This window comes from Streptomyces sp. NPDC034085 (assembly GCF_055575555.1).
In genome coordinates this window covers 751,262-771,440 of record NZ_JBVISL010000003.1, presented here as the reverse complement: position 1 = coordinate 771,440, position 20,179 = coordinate 751,262, and the positions used below count along the sequence as shown (strand labels likewise).

The 20,179-nt window shown below is 71.7% G+C and carries 15 protein-coding genes; 5 read left to right on the top strand and 10 right to left on the bottom strand.

The window, feature by feature from the left end; translation table 11 throughout:
- Positions 1 to 58 precede the first annotated feature (58 nt).
- The 5 genes from ACZ501_RS13780 to ACZ501_RS13760 form a co-directional block, all read right to left on the bottom strand.
- Positions 59 to 709, bottom strand: coding sequence for a hypothetical protein (locus ACZ501_RS13780; protein WP_468795121.1), 651 nt, complete (start codon positions 707 to 709; stop codon positions 59 to 61).
- Entirely contained in the window at positions 706 to 1,143 is a 438-nt protein-coding gene (locus ACZ501_RS13775; RefSeq protein ID WP_361597332.1) for a DUF6114 domain-containing protein, read from the bottom strand. Before ACZ501_RS13775 ends, ACZ501_RS13780 begins: the two co-directional genes overlap by 4 nt.
- Positions 1,134 to 1,787, bottom strand: coding sequence for a DUF6230 family protein (locus ACZ501_RS13770; RefSeq protein WP_361597329.1), 654 nt, complete (start codon positions 1,785 to 1,787; stop codon positions 1,134 to 1,136). The genes ACZ501_RS13775 and ACZ501_RS13770 overlap by 10 nt, the downstream gene beginning before the upstream one ends.
- A gap of 107 nt (positions 1,788 to 1,894) precedes the next feature.
- On the bottom strand, positions 1,895 to 2,701 hold the full coding sequence (locus ACZ501_RS13765; RefSeq protein WP_361597326.1) for a MerR family transcriptional regulator: 807 nt from the start codon (positions 2,699 to 2,701) through the stop codon (positions 1,895 to 1,897).
- A 40-nt stretch (positions 2,702 to 2,741) separates the two neighbouring features.
- Positions 2,742 to 3,929 carry a methyltransferase gene (locus tag ACZ501_RS13760; protein ID WP_468795513.1) on the bottom strand — a complete coding sequence of 396 codons (1,188 nt, stop codon included), beginning with the start codon at positions 3,927 to 3,929 and terminating at the stop codon, positions 2,742 to 2,744.
- Between the two features lie 125 nt (positions 3,930 to 4,054).
- On the opposite strand from ACZ501_RS13760, the gene ACZ501_RS13755 reads away from it, so the two are divergent.
- From ACZ501_RS13755 to ACZ501_RS13740, 4 genes are all read left to right on the top strand, one after another.
- On the top strand, positions 4,055 to 5,020 hold the full coding sequence (locus ACZ501_RS13755; protein ID WP_361597324.1) for a pirin family protein: 966 nt from the start codon (positions 4,055 to 4,057) through the stop codon (positions 5,018 to 5,020).
- A 182-nt stretch (positions 5,021 to 5,202) separates the two neighbouring features.
- The gene (locus tag ACZ501_RS13750) at positions 5,203 to 6,780 is read left to right on the top strand and encodes a sigma-70 family RNA polymerase sigma factor (protein WP_468795118.1); all 1,578 of its coding nucleotides are present in this window, start codon (positions 5,203 to 5,205) and stop codon (positions 6,778 to 6,780) included.
- 429 nt (positions 6,781 to 7,209) lie between these two features.
- On the top strand, positions 7,210 to 9,585 hold the full coding sequence (locus ACZ501_RS13745) for a non-reducing end alpha-L-arabinofuranosidase family hydrolase (RefSeq protein WP_468795115.1): 2,376 nt from the start codon (positions 7,210 to 7,212) through the stop codon (positions 9,583 to 9,585).
- Between the two features lie 41 nt (positions 9,586 to 9,626).
- Positions 9,627 to 12,251 (top strand): RICIN domain-containing protein, encoded by a 2,625-nt coding sequence (locus tag ACZ501_RS13740; protein ID WP_361597316.1) that lies wholly within the window; start codon positions 9,627 to 9,629, stop codon positions 12,249 to 12,251.
- 482 nt (positions 12,252 to 12,733) lie between these two features.
- Here ACZ501_RS13740 and ACZ501_RS13735 read toward each other — a convergent pair whose 3' ends face one another.
- From ACZ501_RS13735 to xylA, 5 genes are all read right to left on the bottom strand, one after another.
- On the bottom strand, positions 12,734 to 13,096 hold the full coding sequence (locus ACZ501_RS13735; protein ID WP_361597313.1) for a DUF1304 domain-containing protein: 363 nt from the start codon (positions 13,094 to 13,096) through the stop codon (positions 12,734 to 12,736).
- 49 nt (positions 13,097 to 13,145) lie between these two features.
- Positions 13,146 to 14,381, bottom strand: a complete 1,236-nt coding sequence (mmsB, locus tag ACZ501_RS13730) for a multiple monosaccharide ABC transporter permease (RefSeq protein ID WP_468795112.1) — start codon at positions 14,379 to 14,381, stop codon at positions 13,146 to 13,148.
- A 3-nt stretch (positions 14,382 to 14,384) separates the two neighbouring features.
- On the bottom strand, positions 14,385 to 15,932 hold the full coding sequence (mmsA, locus tag ACZ501_RS13725) for a multiple monosaccharide ABC transporter ATP-binding protein (RefSeq protein ID WP_468795109.1): 1,548 nt from the start codon (positions 15,930 to 15,932) through the stop codon (positions 14,385 to 14,387).
- Between the two features lie 101 nt (positions 15,933 to 16,033).
- Complete coding sequence (chvE, locus tag ACZ501_RS13720; protein WP_468795106.1) at positions 16,034 to 17,128, bottom strand: multiple monosaccharide ABC transporter substrate-binding protein; 1,095 nt, start codon at positions 17,126 to 17,128, stop codon at positions 16,034 to 16,036.
- Between the two features lie 344 nt (positions 17,129 to 17,472).
- Positions 17,473 to 18,645 carry a xylose isomerase gene (gene xylA, locus ACZ501_RS13715; protein WP_468795103.1) on the bottom strand — a complete coding sequence of 391 codons (1,173 nt, stop codon included), beginning with the start codon at positions 18,643 to 18,645 and terminating at the stop codon, positions 17,473 to 17,475.
- A gap of 91 nt (positions 18,646 to 18,736) precedes the next feature.
- Between xylA and xylB the strand changes: the two genes are divergently transcribed.
- Positions 18,737 to 20,167, top strand: coding sequence for a xylulokinase (gene xylB, locus ACZ501_RS13710; RefSeq protein ID WP_468795100.1), 1,431 nt, complete (start codon positions 18,737 to 18,739; stop codon positions 20,165 to 20,167).
- The last annotated feature ends 12 nt before the right edge of the window (positions 20,168 to 20,179 follow it).

Below are 20,179 nucleotides of genomic sequence, written 5' to 3'. Positions count from 1 at the left end.
ACACGTTTTCCCCGCCCCCCGGGCCGGCCCGGGGGGGCGGGGCGTCGCGCCGGGGCCGTCAGGGGGTGACGGTGATCTGCTGGGCGGGGTCGGTGGTGTCGGTGACCTTGTAGACGGCGTTGAAGGTGGACGTGGTCGCGCTCGTCGGGCAGCCGAATCCGCCGGTGACGGTGACGGGAACGGTCGCGTTGCCGAAGGTCAGGCTCGACGGGGCCCCGTTGGTCCAGGTGCCCGGGACGCTCGCCGGGCCGGCGGGCGCGGCGGTGACGGTGCAGGTGGCCAGGCCGGTGGTGTGGACGACGAGTCCGCCCGCCGGCACCGTCATGGTCGCGGTGACGGGGGAGCCGTTCTGCATGGACACCGCCCAGGAGCCGCTGGTCGTGACCGTCGGGGTCACGCCCGGCATGCTGGACGTACAGGAGCTGTAGGTCGGGGGCGAGATGGGCGAGGAGACCGGACCGGCCGGGTTCTGGTTGCCGGGGGCGGCCGGCACGGTGCCGGTGGACACCGAGACCGTGCACGTCACCGTGACCGATCCGGCCTTGAGGGTGGCCTTCCCGCTGAGGGTGGCCTTGAAGGCGTGCCCGGCCGGGGTGACGGTCGTCGACCCGGCCAGCGGTAACGGCGCGGCGGTGGCGGAGGCCGAGGCCACCGTGAGGGCGGCCGCGGCGGCCATCCCGAGGGCGAGCGCGGTACGCGTACGGCTCATGGCTGAGCTCCTTGGGGATCGGGGTGCGGAGTGGGGGGATTGCCGGCGGGGGACGGCCGGGAGGGGGCGGCGGAGCCCCCGGTGCGCGGGGCGGCGTACGGCTGCCAGGCGAACATCAGCCCGCCGCCGAGGATGCCGAGCAGGGTGCCGATCAGGAACCCGCCGAGGTTCGACAGGACCAGCGCGGCGGTGGCGACGAGCGTGGTGAGGATCCCGGCGAGGGTGCGCTGTGCGGGGGAGAACCAGGCGGTGAGACCGAGGACGATCATGACCAGGCCCATCAGGACGGACGGGATGCCCGCCACCCCCTGCTGGAGCATGATCTTCAGCGGGGCCAGCGGCAGCACGCTGATCCAGACCCCGGCCAGGACGGCGAAGAGCCCGCCCCAGAAGGGCCGCCCGCGCCGCCACCGCCGCCAGCGGCTCAGAAGCATTCCTTCTTGCCCTTGCTTATGTCCATCTTCAGCCCGGACAGCTTGAAGGTGCCGGCGTTGGTCGCCCACGCCGTCTGCTGGAGACTGCTGATGCTGACCTTGTCCGCCTGCTGGGCGAACAGGTCCTGCATGCCCTGCGCCTCCGCCGGGCCCTTGTCGAGGGTGGACGCGTCGCGCCCGATCTCGATGTTCGTGAACTCGGCGTCACCGGCGAGCTGCGTCGCGTCCACGAACAGGTTCGAGGCCTCGACGGGCGCCTTCTGGCCGGCGGTCAGACTGAGCGAGATGTCCCCGATCACCGGGAGACTGGTGACCACGGACTGGCAGAGGCTGTGCAGCTTGGCCTCCCTGATGGCGGTGACCGCCACCGGGATCAGCTCCTGGCGGGCGTTGACGTCGACGCTGCCGTACTGGGCGAAGCCCTCGCCCTCCAGGCTCTGCGCCGACACCTTGAACTGCTGGCCCGACACCGCGAACGAGGCGGCGAGCGCGCCCTGCGCGAGGGCGATGCCGAGGCCGGCGGTCACGGCCACGGCGGGCGCCGTCAGGAGGACGAACCGGCGCCAGCGGACCCGGCCCCCGTCTCTGGCGAGGTCTTCGTCGCCGGGCGGTTCGGATCCGGATAAGTTCGGTGAGACTGCCATGAGATGGTCCCTTATCTCGGCTGTGCACCTTTGTTACCGACGAGTTGAATGTAAGAGTGCCAATGGTGGTTGGCAAGGTTGTGCGAGCGCACCCTTTAGGCCGACTCCTACTGCTCCGTACGCAGCAGTTCGGCGACCTCCGCCTCCACCCGGCGCCCCATCGCCCGCGCGAACTCCGTGGCCACCACCTCGCCGGCCACCGGCCGCAGCGCCGCCACCGCCTCCCGGACATGATCCAGCTGGCTGGCCGAAAGCAGCCCCAGCCCCTCCGGGCCGATCACGTGCCGCCGGAACAACGCCACGAACCGGTCCGCCAGCGCCGCCGCCCGGCCCTGCACGAAGTCGGCGGCGTCGAGGATCTCCCCGAGCGGCACCCCCTGGCGCACCAGCGTCACCGTCGCCTCCAGCAGCCGCCGGCTCGGGTACGTGACCCGGTCCCCGTCGAGGCGTACGTAGCCCAGCTCGGCCGCCCGCCGGGTGTGCTCGGCGGTCGCCCCCGGTCCGAACAGCTCGCGCAGCTCGGCCCGGGTCATGGTCACCGGCTCCTCCTGCACCCAGTCCCGGGTCATCTCCCGCTCCAGGCCCAGCAGTTGGGACAGCCCGCCGCCCTGTTCCCAGGCGGCGAGCAGCTCGCCGATGCCGTTGACGGTGTACCCGCGCCCCAGCAGGTCGCTGATCAGCCGCAGCCGGGTCAGGTGGTCCTCGGAGTACCAGGCGATCCGGCCCTCCCGGCGCGGCGGCGGGAGCAGCCCGCGCTCCTGGTAGTAGCGCAGGTTGCGCACCTTGACCCCCGCCGCCCGGGCCACGTCCTCCCGGCGGTAGCGCGGCCGGCCGCCACCGCCGTCCGGAGTGCCGTCCGCGGTCTCGTCCGCGGTGCCGTCCGCCCTGCCGTCCGTCTGCGCCTCGGTGCTCACGCGGCCGAGTGTAGGACCTACCGGCGGGTGTACCGGCAGGTCACATGGGGCGGGGCAGCGCCTCGCGCTTGACCGCCCGCAGCACCACGAACTTCGGCTCGCTCGCGACGACTTCACTGTTGCCGAAGAGGCGGCGCAGATGCGTGTGGTAGCCCATGTGCCGGTTGGCGACCACCCACAGCTCCCCGCCCGTGCGCAGCGCCTTGCGCGACTGCGCGAACATGCGCAGGGCCGTCGCGTCCGTCGTCGCCTGGTGGGAGTGGAACGGCGGGTTGTTCAGGATCAGGTCCACCGAGGAGGGCGGCAGCATGGCCACCCCGTCGCCGACGAGGAACTCCGCCGTCCGCCGGCCCGGGCGGACGTTGGCCTCGTACGTGGCCCGAGCCGAGGCGACGGCCTGGTACGACTCGTCGGTGAAGACGACCTCGGCGTCCGGGTCGGCGACCTGCACGGCCGTGCCGACGACGCCGTTGCCGCAGCCCAGGTCCACGACCCGGGCTCCGTCGGTGTTGGTCGGGATGCTCTGGAGGAAGAAGCGGGTGCCCACGTCCAGACGGTCGGCGCAGAAGATCCCGGCGTGGTTCACCACCGTGAGCCCGGCCCCCGAGCCGCCGTCCTCGTCAACGGTGTACGTCACCGGCCACGGGGTGGTCCCGGCGCCGGCGGCCGCCTGCGGGGTGCAGAAGATCAGCCGGGCCTTCTTCTCCGCGAGCGAGGTCCGTGTCGGCCCGAGGATCTTCTCGAAGAGGCGCAGGGTCGAGGTGTGGATCTCCTTGACCATGCCGGTGCCGACGATCACCGTGCCCGCGTGCACGTGTGGGGCCAGCCGGTACAGCTGGTCCTCCAGCAGCGCCAGGCTCTTGGGAACCCGTACGAGGAGCACGTCGATCCGCTCGGGCGGCGCGTCCTGCGTGGTCAGCAGGGTCACCGTGGACTTGGAGGTGCCGATCCCGGCCCGGTCCAGGTTCGCCTCGGTCGCGGCGCGGGCCAGCGAGGAGTCGGTGATCTGCGTGGGACGGTACGCGGCCAGGGCCGTCGTCAGCGCCCCCCAGCGGTCGCCGACGATCGTGATCTGCCCGGCGCCGGCCAGGTCCACCGGGCCGCGTTCGCCGGTACCGGCGTCGAGGTGGTGCAGCAGGTACTCGTCGGCGGCATCCCAGGCGCGGAGCCGGTCGCGGGGGTCGGCGGGGAAGCGGGTGAGTTCGTAGGAGCCGAAAGGCGTGGTCAGGCGGTTCATATGGCACCCAGGCTAGCCGAGAGGGCCGCGGACGCGTGTCCGGCCGCACTCCGCGCCCTGACATTCGCCCCGAAGGCGCGGCGCCGGCCGGACCCGTCGGGACTAAGTTGTGCGACATGAGCAATCTCGATCGCCAGCCCGCTCTCTCCGCCTGCGGCGGCCGCGGTTTCGTCGTGGCCGAGCCGGTGCGCGAACTCCTCAGCCCGCGCACGGTCAGGCTCGGGGAGTCCACCGAGGTCCGCCGCCTGCTGCCGAACCTGGGGCGCCGCATGGTGGGCGCCTGGTGCTTCGTCGACCACTACGGCCCCGACGACATCGCCGACGAACCCGGCATGCAGGTCCCGCCCCACCCCCATACCGGGCTCCAGACGGTGAGCTGGCTGCACGAGGGCGAGGTGCTGCACCGCGACAGCGTCGGCAGCCTCGCCACGATCCGCCCGCGCGAGCTGGGCCTGATGACCTCCGGCCGGGGCATCAGCCACTCCGAGGAGAGCCCCCGCCCCCATGCCCGCCTCCTGCACGGCGCGCAGCTGTGGGTGGCCCTGCCGGACGCCCACCGCGACGTCGCCCCGCACTTCCAGCACCACGCGGACCTCCCGCAGGTCACGGCCCCCGGCCTGGAGGCGACGGTCATCCTGGGCACCCTGGACACGGCGACCTCGCCGGGCACCGCGTACACCCCCATCGTCGGCGCGGACCTCGCCCTGGCCTCGGGCACCGAGACCCGCCTCCCCCTGGACCCGGACTTCGAGTACGCGGTCCTGTCCATGTCGGGCGAGGCCCACGTCGACGGCGTCCCGGTCCTGCCAGGCTCGATGCTCTACCTGGGCTGCGGCCGCACGGAGCTCCCCCTGCGCGCGGCCTCGGACGCCGGCCTGATGCTCCTGGGCGGAGAACCGTTCGAGGAGGAGATCGTCATGTTCTGGAACTGGATCGGCCGCTCCCACGAGGACATCGCCCAGGCCCGCGAGGACTGGATGAAGGGCACCCGCTTCGGCGAGGTCAAGGGCTACGACGGCCCTCCGCTTCCGGCGCCGGAACTCCCGCCGACTCATCTGAAGCCCCGGGGTCGAGTGCGCTGACCCGGGGAGTTCATGAGGTCGGAAGCCACGCGCTGCGGCCGCCGGTGCGCAGCCGAGTGCCGCCGCGCAGGTGTCCGCAGCCCGGGCGAACGGTGGTTCAGGGCACCGGCTTTGGCCGCATGCCGTTGGGGGCTAGGGTGTGACGCCGTGCTCGGCGGACGGCTGCGCGGAGGAAGGTGGGAATGGGGCTCATGGATGCGGACCACGCCGCGCTGGTCGTCGCGGCGCAGGCCGGTGACGACCGGGCGCGCGAGGAGCTGATCGCCGCCTACCTGCCGTTGGTCTACAACATCGTCCGGCGAGCCCTGAGCGCGGACGCCGACGCCGACGACGTCGTCCAGGAGACCCTGCTGCGCGTCGTGCGCGACCTGCCCGCCCTGCGTACCCCCGAGAGCTTCCGGTCCTGGCTGGTGGCGATCACGCTCCGCCAGATCACCACGCACTGGCAGCGGCAACGCGCCTTCGCCGACCGGACCGCGGTCATCGACGAGGCGCTCCGGATACCGGATGCCGGCGCCGAACCCGAGGACGCGACGATGCTGCGTCTGCACCTGTCGGAGGAGCGGCGCCGGGTCGTCGAAGCCGGCCGGTGGCTCGACCCCGACCACCGGGTGCTGCTGTCACTGTGGTGGCAGGAGTGCGCCGGCCTGCTGAGCCGTGACGACATCGCCGCCGCGACCGGGCTCACCGCGGCCCACGTCGGAGTGCGCCTGCAGCGCATGCGCGAGCAGCTCGACCTGAGCCGGACGATCGTCGCCGCGCTGGAGGCCGACCCGCGCTGTCCGGGGCTGGACGAGACCGTCGTCGGCTGGGACGGCGACCGTGTCTCGGTGTGGCGCAAGCGGATCGCCCGGCACACCCGCGACTGCCCGGTCTGCGGGGCCACGACGACGCAGCGGGTCCCTGCCGACGAGCTGCTGCTGCTCACCCTCACACCGCTGGCCGTACCGGCCGGGCTCGTCGCCGCGCTGGCCGCCAAAGGCTTGCTGTCGGGTGCGGCCGCGAGCTCCGCCGGGCTCGCCATGGCACCCGCCGCCGCCGGCACGGCGACGGGGGGAGGCGGTCTGCCCGGCGCGCTGATGGGAAAGCTGCCCGTGGTGACCGCTCATCCGCTGGTGAGCCTCGCCACCGGCGCGGTGCTCATCGCCGGGGCCGCCACCTACGCCGCCTGGCCCGAACCGGCGCACCGGGAGCCCGGCGTCACCGCCGCCCCCACGGCCGGCGGTCCCACGCCGGTCCCGTCGCGCAGCACCGCGTCAGCCGGACCGTCCCCGTCCCCGTCCCCGTCACCGTCCCAGGTGAGTCCGTCCGCCCTCGCGGGCACCGTTCCGCTGGGCGCGCAGTCGCTGGAGTCCGTGGACGAACCGGGACTGTACCTCTCGTACGCCGACGACTTCGCGACGCTCGGCCGGGTCTCCGCCTCCAGCAGCGCGCAGGCCCGGCAGCGGATCACCTTCACGGTCGTGCGGGGACTGGCCGACACACGATGCGTGACCTTCCGCGCGGCCGACGGCCGCTATCTGCGCCACCGTGAGCTGCGCCTCCGGCTGAGCACCGACGACGGCAGCGCACTCTTCCGCGAGGACGCCACCTTCTGTCCGCGCCCCGCGGCGGCCGCCGGGTCGGTGACCCTGCACGCGCACAACTATCCGGGATCGGTCATCCGCCACCGCGACGGCGGCATCTGGCTCGACGGCTCCGACGGCACCCGGGCCTTCGCCGGGCAGGCTTCCTTCATCGTGCGTAAGTCCCAGGGCTGACACGCGCTCCTCGGGTACGCCCGCACCCAGCCCGGCCCGAAGGCTGATCGCTCGGCCGGCCCTCGCCCGACAGGCCGCCGGAAAGACCTCCGAGAACCCTCACCGGCGTCAGCGCGGCCTCCCTTTCCCGGGGACGACCAGGGAGCGCGGCTCGTCATAACACTTTCCGGCTGCGAGATGCATCACCCGGAAATCCTCCGGGCGGGACGACTTTTTCGTTACGAGGCCACGCGCTCGGAAGCCTCCACTTCGTGGGGTTTCCTTTCCGCCGCTCACCACGACGTGACGGCGCGTAAGGCTCCCCGGCTTCCCGTACGCATCGCCTGAAGAAAGCCCCCCGATGAGACGACACATCCACCACCCCCCGGCGCCCGGCCCGCGGACGACGACCGCGGCACCCAAGGCGAACCGCGACCCCCGAGGTGAATCATGAAGGGCACACACCGGCTGACCCGGCCGCGCCGGACGGTGACGACAGCACTGGCGGCCGCGGCGCTGGTGGCGGGCGTCGTGACGCTCCTGCCCAGCTCCGCCGGAGCCGCGACACCCCTGGGCACCCAGGCGGCCCCCTCGGGCAGGTACTTCGGCACCGCCGTGGCCGCCGGCAGGCTGGGCGACTCGGCGTACTCCACCATCCTGGACCGGGAGTTCAACGTGATCACCCCGGAGAACGAGATGAAGTGGGACGCCACCGAACCGTCCCGCGGCACCTTCACCTTCGGCTCCGCCGACCGGATCGTCGGCCATGCCACGGCACACGGCCAGCGCATGCGCGGCCACACCGCGGTCTGGCACGCGCAACTCCCCGCCTGGGTCCGATCGATCGGCGACGCGAACACGCTGCGCAGCGTGATGAACAACCACATCACCGCCCTGATGACCCACTACAAGGGCAAGATCTACGCCTGGGACGTGGTCAACGAGGCGTTCGCCGACGGCTCCACCCAGCACCGCGACTCGGTGTTCCAGAAGGTGCTGGGCAACGGCTTCATCGAGGAGGCATTCCGCACCGCCCGGGCGGCCGACCCCGCGGCCAAGCTCTGCTACAACGACTACAACATCGAGAACTGGTCGGACGCCAAGACCCAGGGCGTCTACGCCATGGTCAAGGACTTCAAGTCCCGCGGCGTGCCGATCGACTGCGTCGGATTCCAGAGCCACTTCGGCCCCGGCGGCCCGCCGGCCAGCCTGCGGACCACCCTGTCGAGCTTCGCCGCCCTCGGCGTCGACGTGCAGATCACCGAGCTGGACATCGCCCAGGCCTCACCCGCCCACTACGCCGACACGGTCAAGGCCTGCACGTCCGTGGCCCGGTGCACCGGCATCACGGTGTGGGGCATCCGTGACAGCGATTCCTGGCGTCGCGGCGAGAGCCCCCTGCTGTTCGACGACAAGGGCAAGCCCAAGCCGGCCTACACGGCCGTCGTCAACGCACTCAAGGCCGCCCCCGGCGCCACCGGCGGGACCGGTCCCGGGGCGATCAAGGGCGTCGCCTCCGGCCGGTGCATCGACATCGACAACTCCAGCACCGCCAACGGCACGCAGGCCCAGCTGTGGGACTGCAACGGGCAGACCAACCAGCGCTGGACCTACACCGCCGGCAAGCAGCTGACGGTGTACGGCAACAAGTGCCTGAGCGCCAAGGCCAACGGCACCGCCAACGGCACCGCGGTGGTCATCGAGGACTGCACCGGCGGCGCCGGCCAGCAGTGGAACATCAACACCGACGGCACGATCGCCGGCGTCCAGTCCGGGCTGTGCCTCGACGCCGTCGGCGCGGGCACCGCCAACCGCACCAGGATCCAGCTGCACTCCTGCTGGTCCGGCGCCAACCAGAAGTGGACCGGCCCCGGAACGCCGACCCCGACGACGCCCGCGCCGACGGGCGGCACGTGCGCCCTTCCGTCGACGTACCGATGGACGTCGACCGGTGCGCTGGCGCAGCCCGCGAACGGGTGGGCCTCGCTGAAGGACTTCACCACCGTGACGTACAACGGCAAGCACCTGGTCTACGGCTCCAACTTCTCGGGATCGTCCTACAACTCGATGATGTTCGCCCCCTTCACGAACTGGTCGGACATGGCGTCGGCCGGCCAGACCGGGATGAACCAGCCTGCGGTGGCGCCCACGCTGTTCTACTTCGCACCCAAGAAGATCTGGGTGCTGGCGTACCAGTGGGGTCAGTGGCCGTTCATCTACCGCACGTCGAGCGACCCGGCCAACCCCAACGGCTGGTCGGCGCCGCAGCCGCTGTTCACCGGCAGCATCCCCCGCACCGAATCCCCGACCGGCCCGATCGACCAGACCCTGATCGCCGACGACAAGAACATGTACCTGTTCTTCGCGGGTGACAACGGCAAGATCTACCGGGCGAGCATGCCGATCGGGAACTTCCCCGGCAACTTCGGCTCCTCGTACACGACCGTCATGAGCGACACGCCGGACAACCTGTTCGAGGCGCCGCAGGTCTACAAGGTCAAGGGCCAGAACCAGTACCTCATGATCGTCGAGGCCAGGGGTGCGAACCAGGTCCGCTACTTCCGCTCCTTCACGGCCTCCAGCCTGAACGGTCCGTGGACCCCGCAGGCAGGCAGTGAGGGCACCCCCTTCGCCGGCAAGGCGAACAGCGGTGCCACCTGGACCAACGACATCAGCCACGGTGACCTGGTCCGCGACAACCCCGACCAGACCATGACCATCGACCCCTGCCACCTGCAGTTCCTCTACCAGGGCAAGTCCCCGACCGCGGGCGGCCCCTACGACCGACTGCCGTACCGGCCGGGTGTCCTCACCCTGCAGCGCTGACCTGCCCGTCCCACGGTGACATGCAAGGAGAACACCTCACCATGAACCACCCCACCAACGGCGGGCGCCGCGGGCGTCACCGCCGTCGCTGGGCCGGCACCGGACTGCTGCTCGGCGTGCCCGCCGTCCTCGTGCCGTACCTCCTGTTCGTCCAGGACGACTCGCAGGCCGCGACGGTCGACGGCGACGCCTACTACCGGCTGGTCTCCGTACGCAGCGGCAAGGTGCTGGACGTCAATGCCTTCTCCACCGCCGACGGCACCCGCGTCCAGCAGTGGACCGACCAGAACACCGCCAACCAGCAATGGAAGCTGCGCCCCACCGGGGACGGCTACTACGAGCTGGTCAACCGCAACAGCGGCAAAGTCCTCGGCATAGCGGGGGACTCGACCGGCCGGGCGGCCGCCGCCGAGCAGCAGAGCGACAGCTCCGCCACCTCCCAGCAATGGCGGATCGACGAGGTGAGCGGTTCCGACGCCGTCATCCTCACCTCCCGCAGGAGCGGCCAGGTCCTGGACGTCTCCGGAGGCTCCACGGCCGATGGCGCGGCCGTCATCCAGTATCCCGGCCACGGCAGCGCCAACCAGCAGTGGAAGCTGGTGAAGGCGGCAGGCGGCAAGGCGCCCGGATCCGGACCGTACACATGGCGCAACGCCCAGGTGGTGGGCGGCGGTTACGTCACCGGGCTGGTGTTCAACCCGCGGGAGAAGGGCCTGCTGTACGCGCGGACCGACATGGGCGGCGCCTACCGCTGGGACACCGGCGCCGAGCAGTGGATCCCGCTGACCGACTGGCTCGGCGAGAAGGACTGGAACCTGCTGGGCATCGACGCGCTGGCCACCGACCCGGTCGACCCGGGCCGGCTCTACCTCGCGGCGGGCACCTACACCAACAACTGGGCCGGCAACGGCGCGATCCTGCGCTCCACCGACCGCGGCCGCACCTTCCAGCGCACCGAGCTGCCCTTCAAGCTGGGCGGCAACGAGGACGGCCGCGGGGCCGGAGAGCGGCTGGCGGTCAACCCCTCGGACAACGGCACCCTGCTGCTGGGCACCCGTAAGAACGGCCTCTGGCGCAGCACCGACCACGGCGCGACGTGGAGCCAGGTCTCCACCTTCCCGGTGAAGGACGGGGCGGGCAGCGGCGCGGGCATCTCCTTCGTGACGTACGGCCCCGCCGGCAGCAGGACGGTCTACGTCGGCGTCGCCGACAAGTCCACCTCCCTGTACCGCTCCACCGACGGCGGCAGCACCTGGCAGGCCGTCCCCGGGCAGCCCACCGGCCAGCTGCCGCAGCACGGTGTGCTCTCCGGTGACGGCTCGCTGTACGTGTCCTACACCAACGCCCTGGGACCCAACGGCGTGACGGGGGGCTCGGTGTGGAAGCACACCCCGGCCGGCGGGGCGTGGAAGAACGTTTCCCCGTCCCAGGGCAGCTACGGGTTCTCCGGTCTGGCCGTCGACCCGCGCAAGCCCTCCACGGTGATGGTCACCACCCTCGACCGCTGGTGGCCGCAGGACGAGATCTACCGGACCACGGACGGCGGAACGACCTGGAAGGCCCTGGCCGACTCCTCGGTACGGGACGCTTCCGCCGCTCCCTACGTCGGGACCGGCACCGGGCACTGGATGACCGCCCTGGCCATCGATCCCTTCGACTCCGGGCACGCGCTGTACGGCACCGGCAGCGGCATCCTGCGCAGCAAGGACGCCAACGCCTCGGACAGCGGCGGCACCAGCCACTGGAGCGTGGGTGCCCGGGGGCTGGAGGAGACCGCACTGCTGGATGCGATCGCCCCGCCCGGCGGCGCCCAGGTCATCACGGCCATGGGCGACCAGGGCGGATTCCGCCACGGCTCCCTGACCGAGGTGCCCGCCGGCCGGCTGAAGAACCCGATGATGAGCAACAGCACCGGCATCGACTTCGCCCAGTCCAACCCCGCGGTGATGGTCCGGGTCGGCAAGGGCGGCGAGAAGGACGGCGCCTTGTCCACCGACGGCGGCGTCAGCTGGAACGGCTTCGCGTCGGAACCGGTGGGCAGCGCCGACAGCGGCCACGTGGCGCTCTCGGCGGACGGCTCGGCCATCGTCTGGACCCAGGCCGGACAGGTCCCGTACCGCTCGACCGACAGGGGGGCGAGCTGGTCGAAGGTCATCGGCCTGGGAACGGACGCCGTGGTCGTCGCCGACCGCTCCTCGGCCAGGACCTTCTACTCACTGGCCGGTGGCACGCTGTACGCCAGCACCGACGGCGGCGCGACCTTCACCGCCCGCGCCACCCACCTGCCCGACGGCCGGCTCAAGGCCGTCCCCGGCGCCGCCGGCGACCTGTGGATCGCAGGCGGCGCCAAGGGGCTGCTGCACTCCACCGACGGCGGCCGGACCTTCACCACGCTCACCACGGTGCGGTCCGCCTCCGCCCTCGGCTTCGGCAAGGCCGCACCGGGCGCCTCCTACCAGGCCCTCTACCTGATCGGTACCGTGAAGGACGTCACCGGCGTCTTCCGCTCCACCGACCAGGGCGCCACCTGGCTCCGCGTCAACGACGACGCACACCAGTGGGGCGGTATCGGAAGCGTCGGCGTCATCACCGGCGACCCCGACACCTACGGCCGCGTCTACGTCGGCACCAACGGACGCGGCCTCCAGTACGGCGACCCGTCCTGACCGTCCCCCTGAAGCGGGCGCCCGCCCACCACCCGGGCTGACGCGCGCGACAGGAACAGCACGGAAGGCCGCTCCCGAGAACCGGTACACATCCCGGTCGCGGGAGCGGCTTTCGGCCGTGGAGCCCCGCCCGGGGTCAGGGTCCCCCGAGGCGCGAGCGGACCTTGTGCCTGATGTTCGTGGTGGTCGGCTCGCCGATCGCCTCGGCCATGAACGTCCTGACCGGCTGGCTGAACGGCCTCTCCGGCTCCCACGCCGTCCTGCTCGGTGCCCCGCTCGGTGCCGTGATGGCCTTCGGCATGGGCGGCCGCCGACGGCCTGGTGGTCGTCCTGAAGGGGCTGCGCAAGCCGGCCGCCCCCGAGGCCGAGGGCATCCCCGCCGGCCGGCCGCGGACGGGCCTGCCGACGGGCTGAACCGCCCGGCGCACGCGTGAGCCCGGCCGGGGGAGCGGCCGGGCTCACGGGCGGTGCGGCGGCGTGCGTCAGCGGGCCGCCAGGACCAGGGCCAGCGCGGCCAGGGCCGGAACGGTCTGGACGAAGACGATCTTCCGGCCGGCCGTGGCGGCTCCGTACGCGCCGGCCACGGCCACACAGGCCAGGAAGAACACCTTCACCTGGAAGCCCACCGGATCGGAGGCGACGGCGCCCCACACCAGGCCCGCAGCGAGGAAGCCGTTGTAGAGCCCCTGATTGGCCGCGAGGGTCTTCGTCGCGGAGGCGAACTCAGGGGTGGTCCCGAACGCCGCCCGGGCCCTGGGGCCGGTCCACAGGAACATCTCCAGGACCATGATGAAGAGGTGCACGGCGGCGATGAGCAGCACCGCGGCGGTGGCGATGATCGACATGGTGTCCAGGCTGGCACAGCCGTGCGGTCCGGTGCACGTCGCCACGGGATCAGCCCTGGGCCTTGCGCTTGTTGTAGACGTCGAAGCCGACGGCCGCCAGCAGGACCAGACCCTTGATCACCTGCTGGTAGTCGGTCCCCACCCCGACCAGTGACATGCCGTTGTTCAGCACGCCGAGCACCAGACCGCCGGTGAGCGCGCCGAGGACGGTACCGACACCGCCGCTCGCGGAGGCGCCTCCGATGAAGGCGGCGGCGATCGCCTCGAGCTCGAAGTTGATGCCGGCCTGCGGCGTACCGGCGTTGAGCCGCGCGGCGAACACCATCCCGGCCAGGGCCGCGAGGACGCCCATGTTCACGAAGGCCAGGAAGACGACCCGCTTGCTCTTCACCCCGGACAGCCGCGCCGCCGCCTCGTTGCCGCCGATGGCGTAGGTGTGCCGGCCGAGGATCGAGTTGCGCATCACGTAGCCGAATCCGGCCAGCAGGACGCCGAGGATCACCAGGACGACCGGCACGCCGTGGTAGCTGGCCAGCAGCAGCGTGAACGCGACCACGGCCGCGGTGATCGCCCCGAGCTTCAGCAGGAACAGCCCGACCGGGAGCGGCTCCAGCCCGTACGAGGCGGCCCGCCGCCGTCCGCGCAGCTCCTGCACGACCGTCACGGCCAGCACCGCGAGGCCCAGCAGCAGCGTGAGGTTGTGGTAGTCGGTGTGGGGGCCGGCCTCGGGGAGGAATCCGCTGCTGATGTTCTGGAAGCCCTTGGGGAACGGCGCCACCGACTGGCCGTGCAGCAGGATCTGGGTCCCGCCGCGGAACAGCAGCATGCCGGCCAGGGTGACGATGAACGAGGGGATCCCCAGATAGGCGATCCAGAACCCCTGCCAGGCGCCGGCCAGAGCCCCGATCAGCAGTCCGGCCGTCAGCGCCAGGGGCCAGGGCGTCCGGTGCTCGACCATCATCACCGCCGCGGCCGCCCCGACGAAGGCGGCGAGCGAGCCGACCGACAGGTCGATGTGGCCGGCGATGATGACGATCATCATGCCGATGGCCAGGATGAGGACGTAGCCGTTCTGCTGGATCAGGTTGGTGATGTTGAGCGGCTGGAGCAGGATGCCGTCCGTCCAGAACTGGAACAGCAGCACGATCAGCGCCAGCGCGAGCAGCATTCCGTACTGCCGCAGGTTGCCGCGCAACGCCCGGGCCAGCACCGCGCCCGCCGAGGGGGAGGGGCCGGTCCGCGGTCCGCTGGGCGTGGTGTCCGGGGTGGTCTTGGTCTGGGCCATGCCTCACACCTGCTTGTCGGGGGATGCCGCACTCATGGTCATGAGGCGCATGAGGGATTCCTGGGTGGCGTCCGCGCGGTTCACCTCACCGGTGATCCGGCCCGCGGCCATGGTGTAGATCCGGTCGCACAGGCCCAGGAGTTCGGGGAGTTCGGAGGAGATGACGAGGACCGCCTTGCCCTGGGCGGCGAGTTCGGCGATGACCGTGTAGATCTCCGCCTTGGCGCCGATGTCGATGCCCCGGGTGGGCTCGTCGAGGATCAGCACCTCCGGCTCGGCGAAGATCCACTTGCTGAGGACGACCTTCTGCTGGTTGCCGCCGCTGAGCTTGCCGGTCTGCGTGACCACCGAGGGGGCTTTGATGTTCATGGTCCGCCGGAACGATTCGGCGACCCGTGCCTCCTCGTGCCGGTCGACCCAGCCCCGCCGGGCGACCTTGCCGAGGGCGCTCAGCGAGATGTTCCGGCTGATGTCGTCGTCGAGGACGAGGCCGAACCGCTTGCGGTCCTCGGTCACGTACGCGATGCCGTGCCCGATCGCCTCGGGCACCGTCCGGGTGCGGATCTCACGGCCGTCCAGCCGTACCCGGCCGCCCGTCCAGCGCCCGTAGGAGCGGCCGAAGACGCTCATGGCCAGTTCGGTGCGGCCGGCGCCCATGAGCCCCGCGATGCCGACGATCTCGCCCCGGCGGACGTTCAGCGAGACGCCGTCGACCACCGTGCGCCGGTGGTCGATCGGGTGCCGGACGCTCCAGTCCTCGATCTCGAAGGCGACGTCGCCGACCGCCGGGGTGCGCTCAGGGTAGCGGTGCTCGAGGTCGCGGCCGACCATGCCGCGGATGATCCGCTCCTCGGAGACGCCCTCGGGGCCGATGGCGAGGGTCTCGACGGTCCGCCCGTCGCGCAGGATGGTGACGGAGTCGGCGACCCGGGCGATCTCGTTCAGTTTGTGCGAGATGAGGACGCAGGAGATGCCCTGCGCCTTGAGCGCGAGGATCAGGTCGAGCAGCTTGCGGCTGTCCTCGTCGTTCAGGGCGGCCGTCGGCTCGTCCAGGATGAGCAGCTTGACCTTCTTGGCGAGCGCCTTGGCGATCTCGACCAACTGCTGTTTGCCCACGCCCAGATCGGCGATCCTGGTGTGCGGGCTCTCGTCGAGTCCGACCCGCCGGATCAGGTCGGCGGCGTGGGTCAGGGTCCGGTGCCAGCTGATCACGCCCCGCGTCGCGTGCTCGTTGCCGAGGAAGATGTTCTCGGCGACGGACAGGTAGGGCACCAGCGCGAGTTCCTGGTGGATGATCACGATGCCGCGCTCCTCGCTGGCCCGGATGGACCGGAACCGGCAGGGCTCGCCCTCGAAGCGGATCTCGCCTTCGTAGCTGCCGTGGGGGTGGACCCCGCTGAGCACTTTCATCAGGGTGGACTTGCCGGCGCCGTTCTCACCGCAGACGGCGTGCACCTCTCCGGCGGCGACGGTCAGGTTGACTTCGGAGAGCGCCTTGACACCGGGAAACGTCTTGCTGATCGACCGCATCTCGAGAACGGGTCGGGCCATGGTTGTGCATCCGTATCGTCGGGGCGGTGCGGTGCCGGGCGGTCTCCCGGGCGCCCGCACCGCCGGTTCGGCGTCGCGGACCCGTGGGTCGGGCCCGTGGGCTACTTGAGCTGGTCCGCGGTGTACTGGCCGCTGTCCACCAGGACCTTGCGGTAGTTGTCCTTGTCGACACTGACCGGCTGGAGCAGCTGCGCCGGGACGGTCTTGACGCCGTTGTCGTACTGACGGGTGTCGTTGACCTCGGGCTTGCCGCCGGACAGCAGCGCGTCGCCCATCTGGACCGCGGCCTTGGCCAGTTGGCGGGTGTCCTTGTAGACGGTCTGGGTCTGCTCGCCCGCGATGATCGACTTCACCGAGGCCAGCTCGCCGTCCTGGCCCGTGACGACGGGCAGGGGCCGGCCCGCGCCGTAGCCGGCGCCCTTGAGCGAGGAGATGATCCCGATCGAGATGCCGTCGTAGGGGGAGAGCACGGCGTCGACGCGGGCGTTGGTGTACGACTTGCTGAGCAGGTTGTCCATCCGGGACTGGGCGAGACCGCCGTCCCAGCGCAGCGTGGCGGTCTGTTCCAGGGTGGTCTGACCGCTCTGCACGACCAGCTTCCTGCTGTCGATGTACGGCTTGAGGACGCTCATCGCGCCGTTGTAGAAGAACGCGGCGTTGTTGTCGTCCGGCGAGCCGGCGAACAGCTCGACGTTGAAGGGGCCCTTGCCGTCCTTGAGGCCGAGCTTGTCGACGATGTAACTGCCTTGGAGGACACCGACCTTGAAGTTGTCGAAGGTTGCGTAGCAGTCGACGTTCCCGGTGCCGCGGATCAGCCGGTCGTAGGAGACGACGCGTACGTGGGCGTCGGCGGCTCTCTGTAGCACGTTGGTGAGCGAGGAACCGTCGATGGCGGCGATCACCAGCAGCCTGGCCCCCTTGGTGATCATGTTCTCCACCTGGGAGACCTGGTTCTCCACGACGTTGTCGCCGTACTGGAGGTCGGTCTTGTACCCCTTGGCCTGGAACTCCTCGACCATGTTGGTGCCGTCGTTGATCCAGCGCTCCGAGGACTTGGTCGGCATCGAGATGCCGACGAGACCGCCTTTGGCGTCCTTGCCGTCCCCGCCGTCACCGACTCCGTTGGCGCTCTGGCCGCAGGCCGCCAGCGACAGCGTCAGGCCCAGGGTGGCGAGACCCGCTGAAAGCTTCCGCACAGTTCCTCCAGTGATGTTCCGCGACCGGCACAGTGCGATCCGGCTGGGGGAACCGGAAGCGGTCGAGCGGGGCCGGCCGGGTGTCGCTTCCTCACACCGGACGGAGCGCCGGGGTGGGGAGCGGCCTGGCCTGGCGATCCTGAGTGTTAACGCTCACAAGAACGCCGTCAAGGGTCTGTTCGGATCAACGTCGGTCAACGGCGGTGCTGGGGGTCGCAGTCTTCCGGGAGCATCAGCGGGTCGGGTGCGTCCGGACCCGCCGATCTCGGGCGAGAGGTCCTTTCTGGGAGGTAATTGTTAGCGCTAACATGGCTCTTCGGTGGGAAAAGTCCACCCGCTTCCGGTCAGCGGGCGCCGAGGAGGTGTTCGAGGGCGAGCTGGTCCAGCTGTTCGAAGGCCATGCCGCGGCGGGAGGCGGCCTCGGCGTCGAACCCGTCGAAGGCCGACCGGTCGGCCAGGAGCCCGGCCAGGCCGTCCTCGGCCGTGGGGACGGCGAGTTCGGGCAGCCGGGAAGCGGCGAGCGCCGCCCGGACCTCCGGATCGGACCGGAAGGCGCGGGAACGCTGCGCCAGGAGCAGGTAGTTGCGCATGCAGGCCGCCGCGGACGCCCACACGCCGGCGGAGTCCTCCGTGCGCGGCGGCTTGAAGTCGAAGTGGCGCGGCCCCTCGTAGCCCGCCGACTCCAACAGGTCGACCAGCCAGAAGGCCTGACGCAGGTCGCCCGCACCGAAGCGCAGGTCCTGGTCGTACTTGACGCCGGTCTGGCCGTTGAGGTCGATGTGGAACAGCTTGCCGTGCCACAGGGCCTGGGCGATGCCGTGCGGGAAGTTCAGTCCGGCCATCTGCTCGTGGCCGGCCTCCGGGTTGACCCCCACCCGCTCGGGCCGCTCCAGTGCGTCGATGAACGCCAGGGCGTGGCCGATGGTGGGCAGGAGCATGTCGCCGCGCGGCTCGTTCGGCTTGGGTTCGATCGCGAAGCGCAGGTCGTAGCCCTGCTCGTCGACGTACTCGCCCAGCAGGTCGAAGGCCTCCTTCAACCGGTCGAGGGCGGCGCGCACGTCCTTGGCCGCGCCGGACTCCGCGCCCTCGCGCCCGCCCCAGGCGACGTAGACCGTGGCGCCGAGCTCCACCGCCAGGTCGATGTTGCGGATCGTCTTGCGCAGCGCGTACCGGCGCACGTCGCGGTCGTTGGCGGTGAAGGCGCCGTCCTTGAAGACCGGGTGGGTGAAGAGGTTCGTGGTGGCCATCGGCACCTTCAGCCCCGCCGCGTCGAGGGCGGTGCGGAAGCGTTTGACCGCCTGCTCGCGGGCGGCCTCGCCGGCGGCGAAGGGGATCAGGTCGTCGTCGTGGAACGTGACGCCGTAGGCGCCGAGGTCGGCCAGCCGGTGCACGCTCTCGACGGGGTCGAGGGCCGCCCGGGTCGGGTCGCCGAAGGGGTCCCGCCCCTGCCAGCCGACGGTCCACAGGCCGAAGGTGAACTTGTGCGCGGGGGTGGGGACGAGCGGGTCACTGGTCATGGGGGGCTCCGCATCGGGCCGGGGGCTGTTTGTAAGGGCGAAAAACAAATTAGTATGCCGGGACGCAAGGAGGAACCCCATCGGAGGGACCATGTCCGCTCAGCGTGTCGTGATCGGTGTCGACAGCTCGACCCAGTCCACCAAGGCACTCGCCGTCGACCTGGAGACCGGCGCCGTCCTGGGGGAGGGCCGCGCCGCGCACGCCGTCAGCGCGGGCCCCGGGCGCGAGAGCGACCCCGAGCACTGGTGGCGGGCGCTCGGCGAGGCGATGGCGGCCACCGGCTGGGCCGACCGCGCCGCGGCCTGCTCGATCGCCGGCCAGCAGCACGGCCTGGTCACCCTCGACCGGGCTGGCCGGCCCCTGCGCCCGGCCCTGCTGTGGAACGACGTCCGCTCCGCCCCGCAGGCCACCGCGCTCGCGGCCGCCTTCGGCCCCGCGGAACTGGCCCGCCGCACCGGCAGCGTCCCGACGGCCGCCTTCACCTCCGCCAAGTGGGCCTGGCTGCGCGCCCACGAGCCGGCCACCGCCGACCGCGTCGCCGCCGTCCGGCTCCCCCACGACTTCCTCACGGAACGGCTGACCGGTGAGGCGGTGACGGACCGCGGTGACGCCTCCGGCACCGGATGGTGGGGCCCCGACGGCTACGACCAGGAGGTCCTCGCCCGGATCGGGCTGCCCTGCGCACTGCTTCCCGAGGTCCTCCCGCCCGGCGCCCGGGCGGGCCGGGCCCGCGCCGGAACGCCCCTGCGCGAGGGCACGCCCGTGGCCACCGGGACCGGGGACAACATGGCCGCCGCACTCGGGCTCGGCCTGAGCCCCGGCCGTCCGGTGCTGAGCCTGGGCACCTCGGGCACCGTCTACGCCGTCGGCCGCAGCCGGCCCACCGGCCCCGACAGGGCCGTCGCCGGCTTCGCCGACGCCCTCGGCGGCTGGCTGCCGCTCGCCTGCACCCTCAACTGCACCCTGGCCGTCGACCGCTTCGCCACCCTCCTCGGCCGCGACCGCGAGGACGTCGAGGAAGGCGGCACGGTGGTGGTGCTCCCCTACCTGGACGGCGAGCGCACCCCCGACCTCCCGGACGCCTCCGGCCTGGTCCACGGCCTGCGCCACGACACGACCCCGGGCCGACTGCTCCAGGCCGCCTACGACGGCGCCGCCCACGCCCTGCTCGCGGCCCTGGACGCCGTCCTGCGGGCCGGCGGCGAGGACCCCGCCGCGGACGAACCCCTGCTGCTGATCGGCGGCGGAGCCAGGGGCAGGGCCTGGCAGCGTACGGTCCTGCGGCTGTCCGGCCGGGCCGTCCAGGTACCCGAGGCCCGGGAACTCGTCGCGCTCGGGGCCGCCGCCCAAGCCGCCGCCCTGCTCACCGGTGAGCCCGCCGACGCCGTCGCCCGGCGCTGGCGGACCGCGGAGGGCCGGATGCTCGAACCCGTCCCCCGCGACGACGACGCGCTCGAACGGATCACCCGTACGCTGCGGCGGGCACGGGCCCTGCAACAGGTCCCGCCGGACGGACGATAGGAGGCCGGGACC

Excerpts from the sequence above, each read along its gene's own strand:
- mmsA (WP_468795109.1), bottom strand. The coding sequence starts at position 15,932 with ATGGCCCGACCCGTTCTCGAGATGCGGTCGATCAGCAAGACGTTTCCC.
- ACZ501_RS13740 (WP_361597316.1), top strand. The coding sequence starts at position 9,627 with ATGAACCACCCCACCAACGGCGGGCGCCGCGGGCGTCACCGCCGTCGC.
- ACZ501_RS13750 (WP_468795118.1), top strand. The coding sequence starts at position 5,203 with ATGGGGCTCATGGATGCGGACCACGCCGCGCTGGTCGTCGCGGCGCAG.
- xylB (WP_468795100.1), top strand. The coding sequence starts at position 18,737 with ATGTCCGCTCAGCGTGTCGTGATCGGTGTCGACAGCTCGACCCAGTCC.
- xylA (WP_468795103.1), bottom strand. The coding sequence starts at position 18,645 with ATGACCAGTGACCCGCTCGTCCCCACCCCCGCGCACAAGTTCACCTTC.
- ACZ501_RS13770 (WP_361597329.1), bottom strand. The coding sequence starts at position 1,787 with ATGGCAGTCTCACCGAACTTATCCGGATCCGAACCGCCCGGCGACGAA.
- ACZ501_RS13775 (WP_361597332.1), bottom strand. The coding sequence starts at position 1,143 with ATGCTTCTGAGCCGCTGGCGGCGGTGGCGGCGCGGGCGGCCCTTCTGG.
- ACZ501_RS13745 (WP_468795115.1), top strand. The coding sequence starts at position 7,210 with ATGAAGGGCACACACCGGCTGACCCGGCCGCGCCGGACGGTGACGACA.
- ACZ501_RS13780 (WP_468795121.1), bottom strand. The coding sequence starts at position 709 with ATGAGCCGTACGCGTACCGCGCTCGCCCTCGGGATGGCCGCCGCGGCC.
- ACZ501_RS13735 (WP_361597313.1), bottom strand. The coding sequence starts at position 13,096 with ATGTCGATCATCGCCACCGCCGCGGTGCTGCTCATCGCCGCCGTGCAC.
- ACZ501_RS13755 (WP_361597324.1), top strand. The coding sequence starts at position 4,055 with ATGAGCAATCTCGATCGCCAGCCCGCTCTCTCCGCCTGCGGCGGCCGC.
- mmsB (WP_468795112.1), bottom strand. The coding sequence starts at position 14,381 with ATGGCCCAGACCAAGACCACCCCGGACACCACGCCCAGCGGACCGCGG.